Consider the following 18,283-nt stretch of genomic DNA (forward strand, 5'->3'; position numbering starts at 1 on the left):
AGGGTGCCGAGATGCACGCGCCCGAGCCCGGTCCCGAGCTCCCCCGCCTGCACGTCCGCCCCCGCGAGGGCTGGGTCAACGACCCGAACGGCCTGTGCCGCGTGGACGGGACCTACCACGTGTTCTTCCAGCACAACCCGTACGCGCCCGTGCACGGCGACATCCACTGGGGCCACGCCAGCTCGACGGACCTGCTCACGTGGACCGAGCACCCGCCGGCGCTGGTGCCGCAGCCCGGGACGCCGGACGCGGCCGGCTGCTGGAGCGGCTGCGTCACCGACGACGCCGGCACCCCCACCGCGGTCTTCACGGCCGTTCCGGGGCACGCGCAGGAGGCGGGCGCGCTGCTCGCCCGCAGCGACCGCTCGCTGCTCACGTGGACGGCCGGGACGTCGTTCGTCGCCGGGCCGCCGTTCGTCGAGGGCGTGGAGGAGGTGCGCGACCCCTTCGTGGTCCACGTCGACGGGCACCGCTACGTCGTGCAGGGGGCCGGGTCACGCCACGGCCGGCCGAGCCTGCTGCTGTGGGCCGCGGACGACCTGGAGCACTGGGTGGACCTCGGCCCGCTCCTGACCGACGACGACCCCGTCGCGGCCGCCGTGGCCGGCGCGAACCTCTGGGAGTGCCCCAACCTCGTACGCCTGCCCGACCCCGCGGGCGGCGAGCGCTGGGTCCTGCTGGTCTCGCTGTGGCGCTGGGTCGACGAGCAGCACGAGCTGGCCGGCGTCCGCTACCTCGTCGGCGACCTGCAGCCCGACGGCCCGGGCCTGAGGTTCGTCGCGACCTCGGGCTGCGTGCTCGACCGCGGCGCGGCCTTCTACGCCCCGCAGGTGCTGCCCGACGGCGACCGGACCCTCGTGTGGGGGTGGGCCTGGGAGGTCGGGCGCAGCGAGGAGCAGGTGCGCGCCGCCGGCTGGGCCGGCGTGCTGACGTTCCCGCGCGAGCTCTACCTCGAGGCCGACGGCGCGCTCGGCGCCCGCCCCGCCCGCGAGCTGACGTCCCTGCGGGGCGAGCCGGCCGCCCCGGGCGCGGCGATCGGGACGGACGCCTTCGAGCTCCGCTGCCTCGGCGCCGGCCGGCTCCGGCTGCTCGAGGGGGACCACGAGGTGTTCACCCTCGACGTCGGCGGCTCGGCGGAGGTGCCGACCACCGTGCTCGTCGACGGCAGCATCGTCGAGCACTTCCGCGGCGGGCAGACCCGCACCGAACGGGCCTACCCGACGGCCTCCACCTGCTGGACGGTCGACGTGGACCCGGCCTGCCTCACGCTCTGGCCGCTCGCGCTGCCCGCGGCCGCGGCGTCCTGACCCGATCCGCCTAGCCCGTCGGCGCGGCCCGCAGCCGGGGCGGGCCGATGGAGCTGCCGGGCTGCACCGGGCACACGAAGCTCAGCCGCCGCACGTCCGTACGGCCGTGGCGCAGCTGGTCGACGAGCAGCTCGATGGCGTGGGCGGCGATCACCTCGTCGGGCCGCTCGACGCGGCCGACCGGCGGCACCAGCAGGCCCGCGAGGTCCTCCCCGTCGTCCAGGCTGACCAGCGAGACGTCGTCGGGCACCCGCAGTCCGAGGTCGGCCGCGGCCAGCAGCGCGCCCAGCGCCAGCCGCTCGTGGGTGCAGACGAAGCCGGTCGGCGGCAGGTCGGACTGCAGCAGCCGGCGGGCCGCGGCGTACCCGTCGTCGACGCTGTGGCCGGCGGCGAGCACGACGGGCTCGACGAGGCCCGCGTTCGCCGCGGTGCGGCGCACGCCCAGCACGCGCCGCTCGCCGGCCAGGCCGTCGCCGGTCAGCACCGCGAGCTCTCGGTGGCCCGCGTCGAGCAGCAGCCGGGCCGCGCTGGCGCCCGCGCCGACCTCGTCGGGCACGAGGGAGGAGGCCGCGAGCGACTCGTCGAAGCAGTTGACCATGACGACGGGGACGGACGCGACGGCCTCGGGGACGGCGAAGGCGGTGAGCTCGGGGGCGACGACCACGAACCCGTCGACGCGGCGGTCGAGGAGCGCGTCGACCTGGCCGGGCCGCTGCACGGCGTCCACCATCATCAGCAGGTAGCCCGCACGGCTGGCCGCCGTGTAGACCGCGCCCAGCAGCGCCAGCGGCATGTGCCGGCGGTCCGGCCAGGTGAGGACGCCGATGGTCTCGGTGCGCTTGCTGCGCAGGCTCAGCGCCACCGCGTTGGGCGTGTAGCGCAGCTGCTCGGCGGCGTCGCGCACGGCCTCCTGCTTGGCCCGCGAGATGTTGCCGTCGGCGCGGCCGTTGAGCACCAGGGAGACCGTGCTGCGCGAGACGCCGGCCAGGTCGGCCACGTCCTGCGCAGTCGCTCGGCGCGTCATGGCGTCAGACTAGGGAATTTATTCCTTCGGTGCTCAACCCAAAGAGCGGAGCACGGCGCCCGGGTCGCTCCGCCTCACAGCAGATCGCGGATGACGATCGACTGCTCGCGGTCCGGCCCGACGCCGATGCCCGAGATCGGGGCGCCGCACAGCTCCTCGAGCCGGTTCACGTAGGCCTGCGTGTTCTTCGGCAGGTCGTCGAACGCGCGGCAGCCGCTGATGTCCTCGGTCCAGCCGTCGAGCTCCTCGTAGACCGGCACGGCCCGCGCGAACTCCGACTGGGTCAGCGGCATCGCGTCGAGGCGCCGCCCGTCGACCTCGTAGCCGACGCAGACCGGGATGCGGTCCCAGCCGGTGAGGATGTCGAGCTTGGTGAGGAAGACGTCGGTGAAGGCGTTCGCCCGCGCCGCGGCCTGCACCACGACGGCGTCGAACCACCCGCAGCGCCGCGGCCGGCCGGTGGTCGTGCCGAACTCCGCGCCCGCCTGACGCAGCCGCTCGCCGTCGTCGTCGAGCAGCTCGGTCGGCATCGGGCCCTCGCCGACGCGGGTCGTGTAGGCCTTCGCGATGCCGATCACGCGGTCGATGCGGGTCGGACCGACCCCGGAACCGACGCAGGCGCCGGCGGCGACCGGGTTGGACGACGTGACGTAGGGGTACGTGCCGTGGTCGACGTCGAGGTGGTGGGCCTGGGCCCCCTCGAACAGCACGACCTGGCCCTCGTCCAGGGCGTCGTTGAGCACCTTGGAGACGTCGGCGACGTGCGGGCGGACGCGGTCGGCGTACGAGAGCAGGTGCTCGGTGACCTCGGCCGGGTCGATCGCCCGGCGGTTGTAGACCTTCGCGAGCAGGTGGTTCTTCTGCTCCAGCGACGCCTCGACCTTGCTGGCGAGCAGCTCGGGGTCGAAGAGGTCCTGCACGCGCAGGCCGATGCGGTTGACCTTGTCGGCGTACGCCGGGCCGACGCCGCGACCCGTGGTGCCGATGCGGCGCTTGCCCAGGAACCGTTCGGTCACCTTGTCGATCACCTGGTGGTAGCTGGCGATCAGGTGCGCGTTGGCGGAGACGAGCAGCGACGAGGCCGCCTCGACGCCGCGGGCCTCCAGCCCCTCGATCTCGCTGAACAGCACGTCGAGGTCGATGACCACGCCGTTGCCGATGACCGGGACGCAGCCCGGGTTGAGGATCCCCGACGGCAGCAGGTGGAGCGCGTAGCGCTCGCCGCCGACGACGATGGTGTGTCCGGCGTTGTTCCCGCCCGAGTAACGGACGCAGAAGTCGACGCGGTCACCGAGCTGGTCGGTCGCCTTGCCCTTGCCCTCGTCGCCCCACTGGGAGCCCACCACAACGATGCCCGGCATGTGATCGCCGCCCTTCTCGACGCGCCCCGCGCGCCAAAGAGTGAAGTCCCTCAGGCGATCGCCTGGGGGACTCTTGCGACCAGAGGCTACCGGACGGACCCGCACGCGGTCATCCCCGCGCCGGCCGGGCCGTCGTCTCGGAGCCCGCGGGCCTCAGCCCTGCCGGGCGAGGACCTCGTACCCGGTCGCCGACGAGTCGCGCAGGAACTGGGCGCAGCGCTCCTCCTCCGCCGTCTCGCCGAACCGGCCGGCGGCCACGCTCAGGGCCCACAGCGCACGCAGGAAGCCCCGGTTGGCCTCGTGCTCCCACGGCACCGGCCCGGCGCCCCGCCACCCCGAGCGGCGCAGCGCGTCGAGCCCGCGGTGGTAGCCGGTCCGGGCGTACGCGTACGCCTGCACGTCGGCCTCCCGAGTGCTCGCGGCGAGCGCGCCCTCGGCGAGCAGCGCCCAGGCCAGCGAGGAGTCCGGGTGCGTGCGGACCGCGTCGACGACGGCGTCCGGACCGGCGCCGGCACCGTCGCCCAGCAGGCCGGCGGCCGGGTCGGCGGGCAGCAGGGTGTCGGGGGTGCCCGGCCCGTGCGCCAGGAGGTTCTCGCGGGTGCGCTCGCTCATGACCTCGAGGCTAGGCCCAGGTCGTGGCCGGGGAGCCGTCGTCCACCCCGGCTGCGGGCGCGGGCAGTTCTTGCTTCGAAACACCTGCGTCACCGTTGTGTGCTGAGATCTCGTCCATGCAGCAGGACCGGCACCCGCGGTTCCTGGCGCGCTTCTCCCGGGTCACGACCCGCGAGACCTTCGTCCCCGAGGTCGACGGGCTGCGGTTCCTCGCCGTGATGGCCGTGATCGCCTTCCACCTCGCGATCAACCTCGCGAGCCGGAACCCGACGGCCTTCGCCTACCCGGTGCCGGGCGACCCGCTGCACCTGGCGCTGCGCTCGGGCGAGCTGGGCGTGCAGCTGTTCTTCATCGTGTCCGGCCTGGTGCTCGCGCTGCCGTTCGCCCGCCACCACCTCCTCGGCGAGCGCCCGGTGAGCCTGCGCGCCTACTTCCTGCGCCGGCTGACCCGCCTCGAGCCGCCGTACGCGCTGGTGATGATCGGCTGCTTCCTGCTGCTGGTCGTCGTGCACGGCCGCAGCCCCGCGGCCCTCGCGCCGCACCTGCTCGCCAGCCTGCTCTACGTCCACGACCTCGTGTACGCCCGCGACAGCGTGATCAACAACGTCGCGTGGTCGCTGGAGGTGGAGATCCAGTTCTACCTGCTGGTGCCCTGGCTGACCCTGCTCCTGGCGATCCGGTCCCCCGCGGTCCGGCGCACGGTGATCGTCGCCGCCGTCGTGCTGACGTCCCTCGTCGGCCCGCAGCTGGCGGGGGTCAGCCCGCACCTGGAGAACACGCTGCTGCGGTTCGCCCAGTACTTCCTGGTCGGCTTCCTGCTGGCCGACCTGATGGTCTCCGGGCAGCTCCGCCGGCCGCGCAGCCTGCTCTGGGACGCGCTGGCGCTCGCGACGGTGCCGCTGGTGGTCTTGCTGCACACCGGCACCGGGGTGGCGACCTGGCTGCCGTCGGACACGCCGGCACGGTGGGTGGCCGCCGAGCTCGCACTGCCCTGGCTCTTTCTCGTGGTCTGCCTCGCGGCGTTCCGCGGAGTCGTGCTGAACGCCTTCCTGCGCGTCCCGCTCGTGACCACCGTGGGCGGCATGTGCTACTCGATCTACCTGCTGCACAACGTGCTCCTGAACAACACGCTCTTCGTGACGAAGGACCTCGCGCCGACCGGCGTCTACGGCCTCGACCTCGCCGTGCAGGCGCTGGTCATGGTCCCGTTCGTCGTCGCCGTGTCCGCGGTCTTCTTCGTGCTCGTCGAGCGCCCGTGCATGGACCGGACCTGGCCGCAGCGCCTGCGCGCGTGGGTCGTCGCCCGCACCCGGGTCACGGCCGACGTCGGCCGCTGACCGGCGGGCTGAGTCAGACCCAGCGCTTGAGCTTGAAGACCAGGTACAGCACGACGGCGGCGACCACCATCACCGCCAGGTAGATCCAGAACCCGGCGCGGCTGCCGGTGAGCGGGACGAGCACGTTCATGCCGACGAACCCGCTGATCAAGGTCGGGACGGCGATGATGGCGGCCCAGCCGGACAGCTTCTTCATCGTCTCGTTGCCCTGCGCGTCCGACAGCGACAGGCTCGTCGCGACGACCGACTGCAGGGCCTCGCGCAGCGCGTCGACCGCGTTGGCGACGCGCGTGTGGTGCTCGCTGATCATGAGCCACCGACGGCGCACCTGGGAGGAGGCGCCGCCCTTCTTGCCGGGCGGCACCGGCGGGCTCGCCGTCACGTCGGCCATCACCGTGCGCATGGGGTCGGTCACCCGCCGCAGCCGGGACAGGACCGTCCGCAGGTGGAAGGCGCGCAGCTGGCCGGCCTTGCTCAGCGGTTCGAGCGCCGTGAGCTGCTCCCCGAGGGCGTCGCTCGCATCCTCGAGCCAGGTGGCGACCTCGTCGTAGCCGGCGACCACCGCCATCATCAGCTCGCGCAGCGCCGCGTCCGTGCCTCCGGTCGTGAGGTGGTCGGCGTGCCCGGTGAGGAGCTCGGCGGGCCGGAAGTCCGGCGTGGGGTCGACCAGGCAGATCAGCAGCCGGTCGGTGGCGACGACCGCCACGGGGTGCGTCCGCAGCTCCACCGCCTCCGGGTCGAGCGCGACGACGTTGGTCGTGATGATCCTCGCCGAGCCGATCTCCTCGAACTTGGCCCGCCCGTCCAGCGCCAGCAGGTCCTTGACCACGAGCCCGTCCAGGCCCATGGCGTCGGCCGCCCCGCGCAGCTCGTGCTCCGCGTAGCGCTCGCTCTTGGGCAGCACCCACCAGGCGAACGCGTCGGAGTGCATCTCCAGGACGTCGCCCAGGTCCTCGCCCTGCAGGTCCTCGGCGATCACGCCCCGCGGCGTCCACACCCGGGACAGCGGCGCTGGCCCCGGGCGGACGTCGACAGTCACGGGGTCCAGCCTAGAGACCTCGCCACGCTCGGGGGACCCGGCGCTCCGGTCCGCTGGCCGCCGGTGCGCGGCCCCCACTCCCTGCAGGGGCAGGAACCGCTGACTCCCGACACCCGATCGGCATGATCGGGTGTCGGGAGTCAGCGGTTCGTACGGGTACGTGGTCGCTGGACGCGACCAGCCTGGCTACGCCTTCTGCGAGAGAGACGTGCCCTGGCTGCGCAGGTGCTCGCAGGCCTCGACGATGCGGGCGGCCATGCCGGACTCGGCCGCCTTGCCCCAGGCGCGCGGGTCGTACGCCTTCTTGCTGCCGACCTCGCCGTCGACCTTCAGGACGCCGTCGTAGTTCGTGAACATGTGCGCCGCGACCGGGCGGCTGAACGCGTACTGGGTGTCGGTGTCGATGTTCATCTTGATGACGCCGTAGTCGACGGCCGCCTGGATCTCCTCGAGCGTGGAGCCCGAGCCGCCGTGGAAGACGAGGTCGAAGGGGTCGGCCTTGCCGATCTTGTCGCCGACCTCCTTCTGGATGTCGCGCAGGACCTCGGGGCGCAGCTTGACCGCACCCGGCTTGTAGACGCCGTGCACGTTGCCGAAGGTGAGCGCCGTCAGGTAGCGGCCCTTCTCGCCGGAGCCGAGGACCTCGACGGTCCGCAGGCCGTCGCCCGGGGTCGTGTAGAGCTTCTCGTTGATCTCGTGGCTGACGCCGTCCTCCTCGCCGCCGACGACGCCGACCTCGATCTCGAGGATGACGTTGGCCGCGGCGCACTTGGCCAGCAGCTCCTCGGCGATGGAGAGGTTCTCCTCGAGCTCGACCGCGGAGCCGTCCCACATGTGCGACTGGAAGAGCGGCAGGCCGCCGTTCTGGACGCGCTCGGTCGAGATCGCCAGCAGCGGGCGGACGAACGAGTCGAGGTTGTTCTTGGGGCAGTGGTCGGTGTGCAGCGCGACGGTGACCGGGTAGCCCTTGGCGACCTCGTGCGCGTACTGCGCGAGCGCCACCGAGCCGGTGACCTTGTCCTTGACGGTCGGGCCGGACGCGTACTCGGCGCCGCCGGTGGAGATCTGGATGATGCCGTCGGAGCCGGCCTCGGTGAAGCCCTGCAGCGCGGCGTTCAGGGTCTGCGAGGAGCTGACGTTGATCGCGGGGTAGGCGAACTTTCCGGCCTTGGCCGCGTCGAGCATCTGCGCGTAGACCTCGGGCGTGGCGATGGGCATGGGTGCCCCTTTCGTGTGCGGTCTCGGAGCGTTCCGGAGGTGGCGCCACCGCTCCGGCGGCGGTGGCCAACGGCCCCAGTCTCGCAGCAGCGCCAGGGTGCTGCCGACCGGGCTTTTCCCCGCGAGAGCGCCGCCGCCGCTCCCCGTCGACCGTGCGTCAGTTGTCGAGGCGGCTGAGGTCGACGCCCCGGCGGCCCGCGGAGTACGCCCTCGCGGTGCTGTCCAGGGTGGCCGGGTGGACGACGACCTGGTCGAGGGGCACCACGCCGCGGTCCCCGGCCGCCGTGCGCAGCCGCAGCCGGTCGGCGCGTCCGAGGCCGCCGGGCACGACCTCGAGCGCCTCGACGTCGGACCACCGCGCGAAGGCGGTGCCGACGACCACGCCGGGCCGTCCCATCCGCACCGCAATGCCTTCCGGGACCGAGCGCAGCTCCTTGCGGGCGCGCAGGAAGCCGGCCAGCACGAGGGCGAGGGGGACGAGGTTGACGAGCATGACGACGGCGAGGAAGACCCAGTAGACGGCGCCCTGGGTGCGGATCGTGTCCCACTGCCAGGCCAGGATCCCGCCCAGGATCGCCAGGCTGACGCCGAGGCTGATCAGCCTCCCGACGAGCTTGCGCCGACGCCTGCGTACGGTCTCGCCGAGGGTGACCGGGTCGTAGGGCAGCAGCAGCTCGCCGATCGGTCCCCAGCCCTCGGGGCCGGGGGTGCCGGTCCCGCCGGGCACGACGCTCGCTGCGCTCACCCGTCCATGGTGCCCGACGCCGGGGACACCCGGGGCCCGAGCAGCAGGTCGAGGGCCGGGTGCGCGAGGTCCGGGCCTCAGCCCTCGCGGGCGCCGCGCGGGGTGATGGCCATGTGGATCCGGTAGCGGTCGGCCCGGTAGGCCGAGGTCGCCAGCTCAACGACCCGGTCGCCGGCGTAGGTCACCCGCTCCTGCACCAGCAGCGGCGCACGCTTGGCGATCCCCAGCACCCGGGCCTGGTGCGCGTCGGCCGCCTCGGCCCGCACCGTCTGCTCGCCGCTGGTGACGACCACGCCGTACTCGGCGGCGAAGACGTCGTAGAGCGAGCCCAGCTCGCGGTCGAGCAGCCCCGGGAAGAGGGCGGAGGGGTAGTTGCCGACCTCGTACGCCATCGGCGTCCCGTCGGCGGTCCGCAGCCGTTCGACCCGGACGACCGCCCGGCCGGGGCGGATGCGCAGCGCGTACGCCACCTCGTCGTCGGCCGCCTCCTCGCGCGCCGAGAGCACCACGGTGGCCGGGATCAGGCCACGGTCGCGCATCTCCCGCGAGAAGGAGGTCAGGTGCAGCCGGGAGTCGACCTGCGGGCCCGTGACGTACGTCCCCTTGCCGTGGACCCGTTCGAGGACGCCGCCCTCGACGAGGTCGGCGATCGCCTGGCGGACCGTCACCCGGCTGACCCCGAGCCGGGTGACCAGCGCCCGCTCGGAGGGGATCGCGTCGCCCGGCGCGAGCTCGGTGTCGATCAGCTGCTCGAGGATCCCGCGGACCTGGGCCCGCTTCGTGGGCGCCACCGACGCCGGTCGTCCGAAGTCGACCAGGGCGACCGACCTGCGCTCCTGCGGCACCGCGCGACCTCCTCGTCACGGCCGGGCCCCGTCTGACTGGTCCGGACCAGTACGGACCAGTATGCGTCGCCCTGAGGTCGCTGCACAGGTCCGGCGACGGTCGTTCACCGAAGCGTCGCGCGCGAGTCGCCCTCGGGCTCAGGCCGCCCAGCGCCGCGACCAGTGGTACATCGCGATGGCCGCCGCGGCGCCGGCGTTCAGCGAGCGGGTGGAGCCGTGCTGCGTGATCGCGACGAGCCGTTCGCACGCCGCCACCATCTCCTCGGTCAGGCCGGGACCCTCGGAGCCGAAGACCAGGCAGCAGGCGCGGGGCAGCTCGACGGGTTCGAGCGGCACCGCACCGGGCAGGTTGTCGACGCCCACGAGCGTGAGCCCGGCCGCGCGGGTCGCGGCCACCAGCCCCGCCACGTCGGGGTGGTGCTCCACGTGGAGGTAGCGGTCGGTGACCATGGCGCCGCGACGGTTCCAGCGGCGCCGCCCGACGACGTGCACGGCCGCGACGTTGAAGGCGTTGGCCGTGCGGACGATCGAGCCGATGTTGAAGTCGTGCTCCCAGTTCTGGATCGCGACGTGGAGCGGCGCGCGGCGGGTGTCGAGGTCGGCGACGATCGCGTCCAGGCGCCAGTAGCGGTAGCGGTCGAGCACGTTGCGCCGGTCACCGGCCGCGAGGAGCTCGGGGTCGAGGCGCGGGTCGTCGGGCCAGGGGCCCTCGTACGGACCAACGCCGGGGCCTGCGGTGGGGTCCTGCGGATCCGTCGGCTCCCCGGCCTCGCTGCCGGAACCGGCGCCGGCGCCAGCGGGGACGCTCTGCGACAGACCAGCCGGATCGTCGTACAGCGGGCGCACAGGTCAGGACGGTAGCGTGACCCCGCGTGAGTCCCGACCTCCTCCCAGGCCTGGTGCCCCTCCTGCTCCCGTCCTGGATGGACCCCGAGCAGATCGTCCGCGCCTTCGGCCCGTGGGCGCTGTGGGGCGTGGCCTTCGTCGTCTTCGCGGAGTGCGGGCTCTTCGCCATCCTGCCCGGCGACTCGCTGCTCTTCACCGTCGGCATCCTCACCGCCACCGGCGTCGTCCCGCACAGCATGGTCTTCGTCTGCCTCGTGCTCACCGTGGCCGCCGTGCTCGGCAACGTCACCGGCTACTGGATCGGGCGCTGGATCGGTCCGCCGCTGTTCAAGCCGCGCGCCGGGCTCGTGGGTCGCGTCCTGGACCCCAAGCACGTCGAGCGCACGCGCGGCTTCTTCGACAAGTACGGCTCGAGGGCGTTGATCCTGGCCCGCTTCGTGCCGATCGTGCGCACCTTCGTCACCCTGGTCGCCGGGGTGAGCCGCATGGACTTCCGACGCTTCATCGCCTACACCGCGATCGGCGGCGTCCTCTGGGCGGTGGGGGTCACGACGCTCGGCTACTTCCTCGGCAACGTCGGCTTCATCAAGAACAACATCGACGCCGTCCTCGTGGCGATCGTGCTGGTCTCGCTCATCCCGATGGGCGTGGAGTACCTCCTGGCCCGCCGCAAGAACGCCCGCGAGGCCGCCGCCGTCCCCTCCGCCGTCCCGACCTCGGTGCCCACCGAGTCCCCGGCGCGCACCACCGACTAACCCCTCCGCCACCAGGCGCACGGCCCGCCGGCGTACGGCTCCCGCAGGGTGACCGCTGGTCAGGTGCGGGGCGTTCGCCGGCTTGCGGCGCCCCCCCTGCTGACCAGTGGTCACCCGGGCGGGGCTCAGGCGGTGAGGCGCTGCAGCTCGTCCAGGTCGTCGACGCCCGGCTGCCAGGTGCCGGCCTCGACGTTGCTGCGGACCTGCTCGACCGACGTCGCGCCGGCGATCACCGAACCGACCGTGGGCATCGCGGCGAGGCCGCCGACGGCGACCTGGAGCATCGAGATCCCGCGGTTGGCGGCGAACTTCTCGAGCGCCTCGATGGTGTCGAAGTCGGCCTCGGCGAGCCGGTCGGCCTGGCCGGCGAGACGGCTGCCGCTCGGCGCCTCGGCGCCGCGCTTGTACTTGCCGGTCAGCAGGCCGGAGGCCAGCGGGAAGTACGGGAGCAGGCCCTTGCCGGTGTGCTCGAGCGCCGGGACCAGCTCGGCCTCGATCCCGCGCGACAGCCAGGAGTACTCCGACTGGTCCGAGACGAACGGCTCGAGGCCGCCGGTCCGCGCGGTCCAGTCGGCGTCGAGCACCTGCCAGCCCGCGAAGTTGGAGGAGCCGAGGTAGCGCACCTTGCCCTCGCGGACGAGGTCGGTGAGCGTCTCGAGCGTCTCCTCGATCGGCGTCAGCGGGTCGGGCCGGTGCATCTGGTAGAGGTCGATCCAGTCGGTCTGCAGACGGCGCAGGCTGGACTCGACGGCGAGGCGGATGTAGCGGCGCGAGCCGCGCACGCCCCAGTCGGGCCCGTTGGCGCCCTGCATGTCCATGCCGAACTTGGTCGCCAGCACCACGGAGTCGCGCTTGCCCTTGAGCGCCTGCCCGAGCAGCTCCTCCGACCGGCCCGGGCCACCGGATCCGCCGTAGATGTCGGCGGTGTCGAAGAGGGTGATGCCGGCGTCGATGGCCGCGTCCACCACGGTGGGCACGTCCTCGTCGGCCATCCGGCCACCGAAGTTGTTGCAGCCGATGCCCACCACCGAGACCGTGAGGCCGGAGGTGCCGAGCTGTCGGTAGGTCATGTCCTGCTGGGTGTCGGTCACGAAGCGACGCTATGCGCCGCCGCGTGCTCGCCCGGGGCAGGGGTCAGGGGCTGGGCGGTGGGACCGGCCCTAGGAGGTCTGCGGCGGCTGGTAGCCGCCGGGTCCCTGCTGGCCGCCCTGGCCGCCCTGGCTCGGCGGCTGGTAGCCGCCAGGTCCCTGCTGACCACCCTGGCTCGGCGGGGTGTAGCCGCCCTGCTGCCCACCCGGCTGGGCCGGCGGCGCGTACGAGGGCGGCGTGTAGCCCCCGGACGACTGCGGGTCCGGGAGCTGGTCGTCGGGGCGCTGCTGCGGCGGCAGCGCCTGCTGGGGCTGGCCCTGGCCGAACTGGCCCTGGGCGGGCGGCTGCTGGAACGAGCCCGGCTGGTCGCCGCGGTAGGCGATCTCGCCGAAGGAGATGCTCGGCGCCTGGCGGACGGCCGGGTCGTTGACCTCGAAGTAGGTCGCCTTCTCGAAGTGGGCCAGCCCGGCGATGATGTTGCTGGGGACCGACTCGACCCGGGTGTTGTACGCCGCGACGTTGGCGTTGTAGTAGCGCCGGCCGTTGGCGATGCGGTCCTCGGTCTCGGTCAGCTGGCGCTGCAGCTCGAGGAAGTTCTGGTTGCTCTTGAGGTCGGGGTAGGCCTCGACGCTGACGATGAGGTTGCGCACCGCGCCCGACAGCTGCTCCTCGACCTGCGAGCGCTGCGGGCTCGGCAGGCCGTTCGGGCTCGACTGCGCGTCGGACTGGGCGACCTGGGCCGCCTGGTTGCGCAGCCGGGTGACGTCCTCGAGCGTGTTGCGCTCGTGCGCCGCGTACGCCCGGACGGTCTCGACCAGGTTGGGCAGCAGCTCGTAGCGGCGGTTCAGCTCGACGTCGACCTGGCGCCAGGACTCCTGGATCAGGTTCCGGGACTTGACGAAGCCGTTGTACATCGAGAAGCCCACGAGGGCGAGGATCACGACGAGGACGAGCAGGATGATCACGATGACGATCGCGGACACGGTGCCTCCGTCAGAGTTCGGTCGGCTCAGGCTAGTGGGTCGCAGGTCCGGCGGCGCGGACCACCGGCACCGGTCAGCGCACTGCGGTCAGGCCAGCCCGAGGTCGGCGGCCGAGACCGCCCAGCGGTAGTCCAGCCCCTCGGCGAGCACCTTCTCGCGCGCACCGGTGTCGCGGTCCACGACCACGGCGACGCCGACCACCTCGGCCCCCTCGGCCCGCAGGGCCTCGACCGCGGTCAGCGCGGAGGCCCCGGTGGTCGAGGTGTCCTCCACGACGAGCACGCGGCGGCCCTCGACCGGGGACCCCTCGATCCGGCGCTGGAGCCCGTGGGCCTTCTCGCTCTTGCGCACCACGAACGCGTCGAGCACCTCCGCCTGCGCGGCGGCGGCGTGCAGCATCGACGTGGCGACGGGGTCGGCGCCGAGCGTCAGCCCGCCGACGGCGTCGAAGGTCAAGTCGGCGACCAGGGCGCGCATCACGCGACCGATCACCGGGGCGGTGAGGCCGTCGAGGGTCACCCGGCGCATGTCGACGTAGTAGTCGGCCTCGCGCCCCGAGGACAGCGTCACCCGCCCTCGCACGATCGCCAGCTCCGCGATCCGGCGGATGAGGTAGACGAGGTCGTCGGTGTTCGGACGTGGCGCGTTCACGAGCCCCGACCCTAGGGGAGTCGGACCACCGCCGGCACCTGTCCCTCCGACCTCGGCCTTCAGGTGGTCGGCTGCTGCCCTGGCGGCGGCGCCGGCCCTGCTTGCGGCGAGTGCGCACGAACCGGGGTGACACGCCGGCGCGGCGCCTGGTCTGCGCGCAGTCGCTGGGACCTCGGACCGCCCCGCGCAACTCCCGACCGATCACCGGTGGAAAGTTACCGGTGGGGAGACGCCTCTGACCAGGGCAGACGCCGCACAAGGGGCGCGTTCAGCCCCAGGGGTCGGGGATGAGCGTGTAGCGCGTCTCGAGGTACTCCGCGATCCCCTCGAGCCCGCCCTCGCGGCCGAGGCCGGACTGCTTGACGCCCCCGAAGGGCGCCGCGGCGTTGGAGACGACCCCGGTGTTGATCCCGACCATCCCCGTCTCGAGGGCGTCCACCAGGCGCATCGCCCGGGCGAGGTCGCGGGTGTACGCGTAGGCCACCAGCCCGTACTCGGTGTCGTTCGCGAGTGCGACGCCTTCCTCCTCGTCGGTGAAGGTCGCGACGGCGAGGACGGGTCCGAAGATCTCCTCGGCGAGGATGCGGCTCCCGGGACGGACGCCCGTGACCACGGTGGGCTCGTAGAACGTGCCCGGGCCGTCGACGCGGTGCCCACCGGTCACGACCTCCGCACCGCGCCCGACGGCGTCGGAGACGAGGGTGTCGGCCTTCTCCCGGGCCTTCTCGTTGATGAGCGGTCCGACCTGCACGCCCTCCTCGGTGCCGCGACCGACGCGCATCGCCTGGACCCGGGCTGTGACCTTGGCCGTGAACTCGTCGGCCACCTCCGCGGCCACGATGAAGCGGTTGGCGGCGGTGCAGGCCTCGCCGATGTTCCGGAACTTGGCCAGCATCGCCCCGTCCACCGCCTTGTCGACGTCGGCGTCGGCGAAGACCACGAAGGGCGCGTTGCCGCCCAGCTCCATCGAGGTGCGCAGCACCCCCTCGGCGGCCTGGGCCAGGAGCCGGCGGCCGACCGGCGTCGAGCCCGTGAAGCTGAGCTTGCGCAGCCGCGGGTCGGCGATGACCGTGCCCGACACCGCGCCCGGGTCGGTGGTGGTGACGACGTTCAGGACACCGGGCGGCAGCCCCGCCTCGGTGAGGACCTGGATGAGCAGCAGCGTGGTCAGCGGCGTCAGGTCGGCCGGCTTGATGACGGCCGTGCACCCCGCCGCCAGCGCCGGCCCGACCTTGCGGGTCGCCATCGCCAGCGGGAAGTTCCAGGGGGTGATGAGGTGGCACGGGCCGACCGGGTGGCGCGAGACGAGCATCCGCCCCGTGCCCTCCGGGTTGGGCCCGAAGCGGCCCCCGATCCGCACGGCCTCCTCGGAGAACCAGCGCAGGAACTCGTTGCCGTACGTCACCTCGCCGGCCGCCTCGGCCAGCGGCTTGCCCATCTCGAGGGTCATGAGGAGCGCGAAGTCGTCGGCACGCGCCCGTACGGCGTCGAAGGTCCGGCGCAGGATGTCCGACCGTTCACGGGGCGCGGTCCGCGCCCAGGATCCGGCGGCCTCGGCCGCCGCGTCCATGGCGGCCGCCGCGTCCTCGGCGGTCCCGTCGGCGACCTCCGCCAGTGTCGAGCCCGTCGCCGGGTCGTCCACCGCGAAGGACCGGCCGTTCGACGAGGCCCGCCACTCACCGCCGACGAACAACCCCGTCGGGACGCTCCGGAGCAGCGTGTCCTCGGCTGACGCGGCCATCTCGGCCCCCCTTCGTCTCGGTTGGTGAGCCTGACGATAGGTCGAAGTGCGTGAAGGCTCGCTCGCAGAGGTCGGTTGATGGCACACTTCGTTTCGCGTGTAGCTCGTCAGAACCAGGTCGTGCCCGATCTGGCCCTCGACCGATCGGATCGACAACGTGCGGCTCGGTGACCCGGAGCGGCAGCGCACCGCCGCCGGCGGGGTCGCTGCGGTGGTCGACCTGCGCTCGTGGATGCTCCGGGCCACGCTCCTGGTCGGGCTGGTGGTCGTCGGCCTCGTCCTGATGGGCCGACCCGCCCAGGCCGACACGAGCTCCGACGACTCCTCGTCGTCGAGCTCCTCGTCCGGCAGCAGCTCCTCGTCCGACAGCAGCTCCTCGTCCGACGGCAGCTCCTCGTCCGACGGCGGTTCCGATTCCTCGGCTTCGTCCGGTTCGGGCTCGCACGCGTCCAGCAGCGACGCCAAGCCGCCGCGGAAGGCCTCGGCCAGCACCGCGTCGCGGCCGTCGGGCACCTCCAAGCGGACCACCTCGACGAGCACGAAGTCCTCCACCAGCACCTCGCGGAGCCGCTCGACGGCCAAGAGCACGGCGGCCAAGAGCTCGACGGCGAAGAGCTCGACGGCCAGGAGCACGGCGTCGAGCAGCTCGGAGAAGGCGGCGAGCAGCACCAAGACGCACGCGACCACGAAGAAGCACACGACCAGCACGAAGCACGCCAGCGCGAAGAAGCACCAGCGCTCCGAGGCGTCGACCACGACGGACGAGAAGCCGACGTCGAGCCCGGCCGAGTCCGAGCAGGAGCCGGCGAGCCACGACGCCGAACAGGCCGACCAGGCGGACGAGCCGACCACGAGCGCGCCGGCTCCGGACGCCAGCACGGCGCCGGCGACCGGTACGGACTCCTCCGACGAGCCCAGCACGAGCCCCTCCGGCCAGGCCAGCAGCGAGCCCGCCGCCAGCGCGGAGCCGACCACCAGCGCCGAGCCGACCACATCTACCTCCGCGGAGCCGAGCAGCTCGCCGACCGCTGACCCGACGGACGAGCCGACCGCCGACCCGAGCGCGACGACCTCGCCCGAGCCGTCCAGCACCGCCACCGCAGACCCGGGCACGGGCGCCACGACGGAGCCCGCTCCGGCGCCGACCAGCGAGCCGACGGCGACGAGCGGGGCGAGCACCGAGCCGACCGCCGCCTCCACGACCGAGCCCACGACGGACCCGTCGAAGACGTCCGCGCCCGAGCCGAGCTCCACGCCGACCGCTGACCCGACCACTCAGCCGACCACTCAGCCGACCACCCAGCCGACCACCCAGCCGACCACCCAGCCGACCACCCAGCCGACGAGCCAGCCGACGAGCCAGCCGACGAGCCAGCCGACGAGCCAGCCCACGAGCCAGCCCACGAGCGACCCGGGCTCCGGGTCCTCGACGCCGGCCCCCGGCGACAGCTCGAGCACGCCGCCGACGCACAGCACCGGCGGCAGCGGATCGGGCGACGACAACGGCAGCGGGTCGGGCGACAACGACGGCAACGGATCCGGCACCGACAACGGCAACGGCGGCAGCAGCGACAACGGCGGCAGCAGCGACAACGGCAACGGATCTGGCAACGGCACCGACGACGGCGGCAGCAGCACCGACGACGGCGGCAGCAGCACCGACCCGGGAACGCCCACCGACGGTGGCGGCAGCACCGACCCCGGAACGCCCACCGACGGCGGCACGTCCACCGACCCCGGCTCCACCGACCCGGGGACGACGCCCCCGGTGACGACGGACCCCACGGTTCCCGTCGTGACCCCCGGCCTGCCGCCGGTGGACGGCAGCCCGGTCGTGACGCCGCCCGGCACGACCCTGCCCGGCACGGTCCTCGACCCGGCTCCGCTGCCGGGCGACGACGGGCCCGGGTTCCCCCTCCCGATCGTCCCGCCGGCTCCGGTGACGGCGTCGTCGGCCAACATCGGGATGATGAGTGCCGGCGGCAGCGCCACCGCTGGCCCGGCGACCTCCGGCGGCGACGCCTGGGTCTCGGGCGAGGGGCACAGCCGCTCGCAGGCGCAGTCGTCCCGTACGGGTCCAGCCGAGACCGACGTGGTCCCCGCCGAAGCCTTGCCCCACGTGGGTGACGCGGCCTCTGCCCCGGTCGGCCTGTCGCCGTCCGGACCCACCCACAGCAGCAGCGTCGCGGCCGGAGCCTCCGGTTCCGTGACGTGCGGGGGCGCGAGCGCCTCCGTCCTCGGGCTCCTCGAGTCCATCTTCGCCCTCGGCGACGACCGTGGCGGCGACCTGGGGCCGCTCGCCACCGCACGCGACTTCGCGTGGCGGCTGGCGCGCCAGCCCGGCTTCGCCCCCGACTGACCTCTCCCACCCCTCCGGTGCTGCCCGGCCACCTGGCCCGGCAGCGACGCGGCACAGCCGCGTCACCCGGGCTTCCCGCTCTTGCGGTCGAGGCCCGGTCCCACCGAATCGGGAGACCCCTCCATGAACGTTCGACTCCTGCGGACCCTCGTCGCGGCGACCTTCCTGGTCCTCGTCGTCGTCCTGCTCGTGACGACCGCTGACCTCGTCCACCTCCTGCACGCCTCGTTGCTGCTGGCGCTGGGCGTCGGCGTGCTCGTCGGTCGTCCTCGGACGGGCTGACCCGGAGACCTCCGGAGAACAGCCGTGCGCGGGGCGGCTGCTCTCCGGCACCGGTCCGACCGACCAGCTGAGCGCGGGGCCGCTGGTCG

18 protein-coding genes are annotated in these 18,283 nt (G+C 73.4%); 5 read left to right on the forward strand and 13 right to left on the reverse strand.

Going from position 1 to position 18,283, the window contains the following annotated elements:
* Positions 1 to 11: 11 nt before the first annotated feature.
* The gene (locus BMY04_RS16810; protein WP_091183702.1) at positions 12 to 1,307 is read left to right on the forward strand and encodes a glycoside hydrolase family 32 protein; all 1,296 of its coding nucleotides are present in this window, start codon (positions 12 to 14) and stop codon (positions 1,305 to 1,307) included.
* A 10-nt stretch (positions 1,308 to 1,317) separates the two neighbouring features.
* On the opposite strand, the gene BMY04_RS16815 is transcribed toward BMY04_RS16810, so the two are convergent.
* The 3 genes from BMY04_RS16815 to BMY04_RS16825 form a co-directional block, all read right to left on the reverse strand.
* Positions 1,318 to 2,331, reverse strand: coding sequence for a LacI family DNA-binding transcriptional regulator (locus tag BMY04_RS16815; RefSeq protein ID WP_091183704.1), 1,014 nt, complete (start codon positions 2,329 to 2,331; stop codon positions 1,318 to 1,320).
* Positions 2,332 to 2,405: 74 nt separating this feature from the next.
* A complete protein-coding gene (locus tag BMY04_RS16820; protein ID WP_091183708.1) occupies positions 2,406 to 3,692 on the reverse strand; it encodes an adenylosuccinate synthase in 1,287 nt (428 codons plus the stop codon).
* Between the two features lie 153 nt (positions 3,693 to 3,845).
* Positions 3,846 to 4,304, reverse strand: a complete 459-nt coding sequence (locus tag BMY04_RS16825; protein WP_091183712.1) for a DUF3151 domain-containing protein — start codon at positions 4,302 to 4,304, stop codon at positions 3,846 to 3,848.
* 116 nt (positions 4,305 to 4,420) lie between these two features.
* Between BMY04_RS16825 and BMY04_RS16830 the strand changes: the two genes are divergently transcribed.
* Positions 4,421 to 5,641, forward strand: a complete 1,221-nt coding sequence (locus BMY04_RS16830) for an acyltransferase family protein (protein ID WP_091183715.1) — start codon at positions 4,421 to 4,423, stop codon at positions 5,639 to 5,641.
* A gap of 13 nt (positions 5,642 to 5,654) precedes the next feature.
* Here the strand turns inward: BMY04_RS16830 and BMY04_RS16835 are convergent, their stop codons facing one another.
* The 5 genes from BMY04_RS16835 to BMY04_RS16855 all read right to left on the reverse strand — a co-directional run bounded on the left by BMY04_RS16835 (position 5,655) and on the right by BMY04_RS16855 (position 10,325).
* Entirely contained in the window at positions 5,655 to 6,680 is a 1,026-nt protein-coding gene (locus BMY04_RS16835) for a magnesium transporter CorA family protein (RefSeq protein WP_139209919.1), read from the reverse strand.
* A 186-nt stretch (positions 6,681 to 6,866) separates the two neighbouring features.
* On the reverse strand, positions 6,867 to 7,898 hold the full coding sequence (fbaA, locus tag BMY04_RS16840) for a class II fructose-bisphosphate aldolase (protein WP_091183725.1): 1,032 nt from the start codon (positions 7,896 to 7,898) through the stop codon (positions 6,867 to 6,869).
* Between the two features lie 157 nt (positions 7,899 to 8,055).
* Positions 8,056 to 8,643 (reverse strand): hypothetical protein, encoded by a 588-nt coding sequence (locus tag BMY04_RS16845; protein ID WP_091183728.1) that lies wholly within the window; start codon positions 8,641 to 8,643, stop codon positions 8,056 to 8,058.
* Positions 8,644 to 8,720: 77 nt separating this feature from the next.
* Positions 8,721 to 9,488 (reverse strand): GntR family transcriptional regulator, encoded by a 768-nt coding sequence (locus BMY04_RS16850; protein ID WP_232506462.1) that lies wholly within the window; start codon positions 9,486 to 9,488, stop codon positions 8,721 to 8,723.
* Positions 9,489 to 9,626: 138 nt separating this feature from the next.
* Positions 9,627 to 10,325, reverse strand: a complete 699-nt coding sequence (locus BMY04_RS16855) for a TrmH family RNA methyltransferase (RefSeq protein WP_408630466.1) — start codon at positions 10,323 to 10,325, stop codon at positions 9,627 to 9,629.
* An 86-nt stretch (positions 10,326 to 10,411) separates the two neighbouring features.
* Here BMY04_RS16855 and BMY04_RS16860 point away from each other — a divergent pair, with 86 nt between their 5' ends.
* Positions 10,412 to 11,089 carry a DedA family protein gene (locus BMY04_RS16860; protein ID WP_091184318.1) on the forward strand — a complete coding sequence of 226 codons (678 nt, stop codon included), beginning with the start codon at positions 10,412 to 10,414 and terminating at the stop codon, positions 11,087 to 11,089.
* Positions 11,090 to 11,214: 125 nt separating this feature from the next.
* Here the strand turns inward: BMY04_RS16860 and BMY04_RS16865 are convergent, their stop codons facing one another.
* The 5 genes from BMY04_RS16865 to BMY04_RS16885 all read right to left on the reverse strand — a co-directional run bounded on the left by BMY04_RS16865 (position 11,215) and on the right by BMY04_RS16885 (position 17,212).
* Complete coding sequence (locus BMY04_RS16865; RefSeq protein WP_332452334.1) at positions 11,215 to 12,180, reverse strand: aldo/keto reductase; 966 nt, start codon at positions 12,178 to 12,180, stop codon at positions 11,215 to 11,217.
* 69 nt (positions 12,181 to 12,249) lie between these two features.
* Positions 12,250 to 13,161 (reverse strand): LemA family protein, encoded by a 912-nt coding sequence (locus tag BMY04_RS16870; protein WP_198410224.1) that lies wholly within the window; start codon positions 13,159 to 13,161, stop codon positions 12,250 to 12,252.
* Between the two features lie 87 nt (positions 13,162 to 13,248).
* Entirely contained in the window at positions 13,249 to 13,812 is a 564-nt protein-coding gene (gene pyrE, locus BMY04_RS16875; protein WP_091183732.1) for an orotate phosphoribosyltransferase, read from the reverse strand.
* A 268-nt stretch (positions 13,813 to 14,080) separates the two neighbouring features.
* Positions 14,081 to 16,828 carry an NAD-dependent succinate-semialdehyde dehydrogenase gene (locus BMY04_RS23625; protein WP_332452335.1) on the reverse strand — a complete coding sequence of 916 codons (2,748 nt, stop codon included), beginning with the start codon at positions 16,826 to 16,828 and terminating at the stop codon, positions 14,081 to 14,083.
* Positions 16,829 to 16,840: 12 nt separating this feature from the next.
* Positions 16,841 to 17,212, reverse strand: coding sequence for a hypothetical protein (locus BMY04_RS16885; RefSeq protein WP_139209921.1), 372 nt, complete (start codon positions 17,210 to 17,212; stop codon positions 16,841 to 16,843).
* A 109-nt stretch (positions 17,213 to 17,321) separates the two neighbouring features.
* On the opposite strand from BMY04_RS16885, the gene BMY04_RS16890 reads away from it, so the two are divergent.
* Together BMY04_RS16890 and BMY04_RS22870 are read left to right on the forward strand one after the other, a co-directional pair.
* Positions 17,322 to 17,912, forward strand: coding sequence for a hypothetical protein (locus BMY04_RS16890; protein ID WP_139209923.1), 591 nt, complete (start codon positions 17,322 to 17,324; stop codon positions 17,910 to 17,912).
* 123 nt (positions 17,913 to 18,035) lie between these two features.
* Positions 18,036 to 18,194 (forward strand): hypothetical protein, encoded by a 159-nt coding sequence (locus BMY04_RS22870; protein WP_170854193.1) that lies wholly within the window; start codon positions 18,036 to 18,038, stop codon positions 18,192 to 18,194.
* The last annotated feature ends 89 nt before the right edge of the window (positions 18,195 to 18,283 follow it).

Origin of the sequence: Microlunatus flavus (genome assembly GCF_900110855.1) — a bacterium.
Lineage (GTDB): Bacteria > Actinomycetota > Actinomycetes > Propionibacteriales > Propionibacteriaceae > Microlunatus > Microlunatus flavus.

What these genes read in the sequence shown, in the direction of transcription:
- BMY04_RS16820 (WP_091183708.1), bottom strand. Translation starts at nt 3,692, where the DNA reads ATGCCGGGCATCGTTGTGGTGGGCTCCCAGTGGGGCGACGAGGGCAAG.
- BMY04_RS16825 (WP_091183712.1), bottom strand. Translation starts at nt 4,304, where the DNA reads ATGAGCGAGCGCACCCGCGAGAACCTCCTGGCGCACGGGCCGGGCACC.
- BMY04_RS16815 (WP_091183704.1), bottom strand. Translation starts at nt 2,331, where the DNA reads ATGACGCGCCGAGCGACTGCGCAGGACGTGGCCGACCTGGCCGGCGTC.
- BMY04_RS16810 (WP_091183702.1), top strand. Translation starts at nt 12, where the DNA reads ATGCACGCGCCCGAGCCCGGTCCCGAGCTCCCCCGCCTGCACGTCCGC.
- BMY04_RS22870 (WP_170854193.1), top strand. Translation starts at nt 18,036, where the DNA reads ATGAACGTTCGACTCCTGCGGACCCTCGTCGCGGCGACCTTCCTGGTC.
- BMY04_RS16860 (WP_091184318.1), top strand. Translation starts at nt 10,412, where the DNA reads ATGGACCCCGAGCAGATCGTCCGCGCCTTCGGCCCGTGGGCGCTGTGG.
- fbaA (WP_091183725.1), bottom strand. Translation starts at nt 7,898, where the DNA reads ATGCCCATCGCCACGCCCGAGGTCTACGCGCAGATGCTCGACGCGGCC.
- BMY04_RS16830 (WP_091183715.1), top strand. Translation starts at nt 4,421, where the DNA reads ATGCAGCAGGACCGGCACCCGCGGTTCCTGGCGCGCTTCTCCCGGGTC.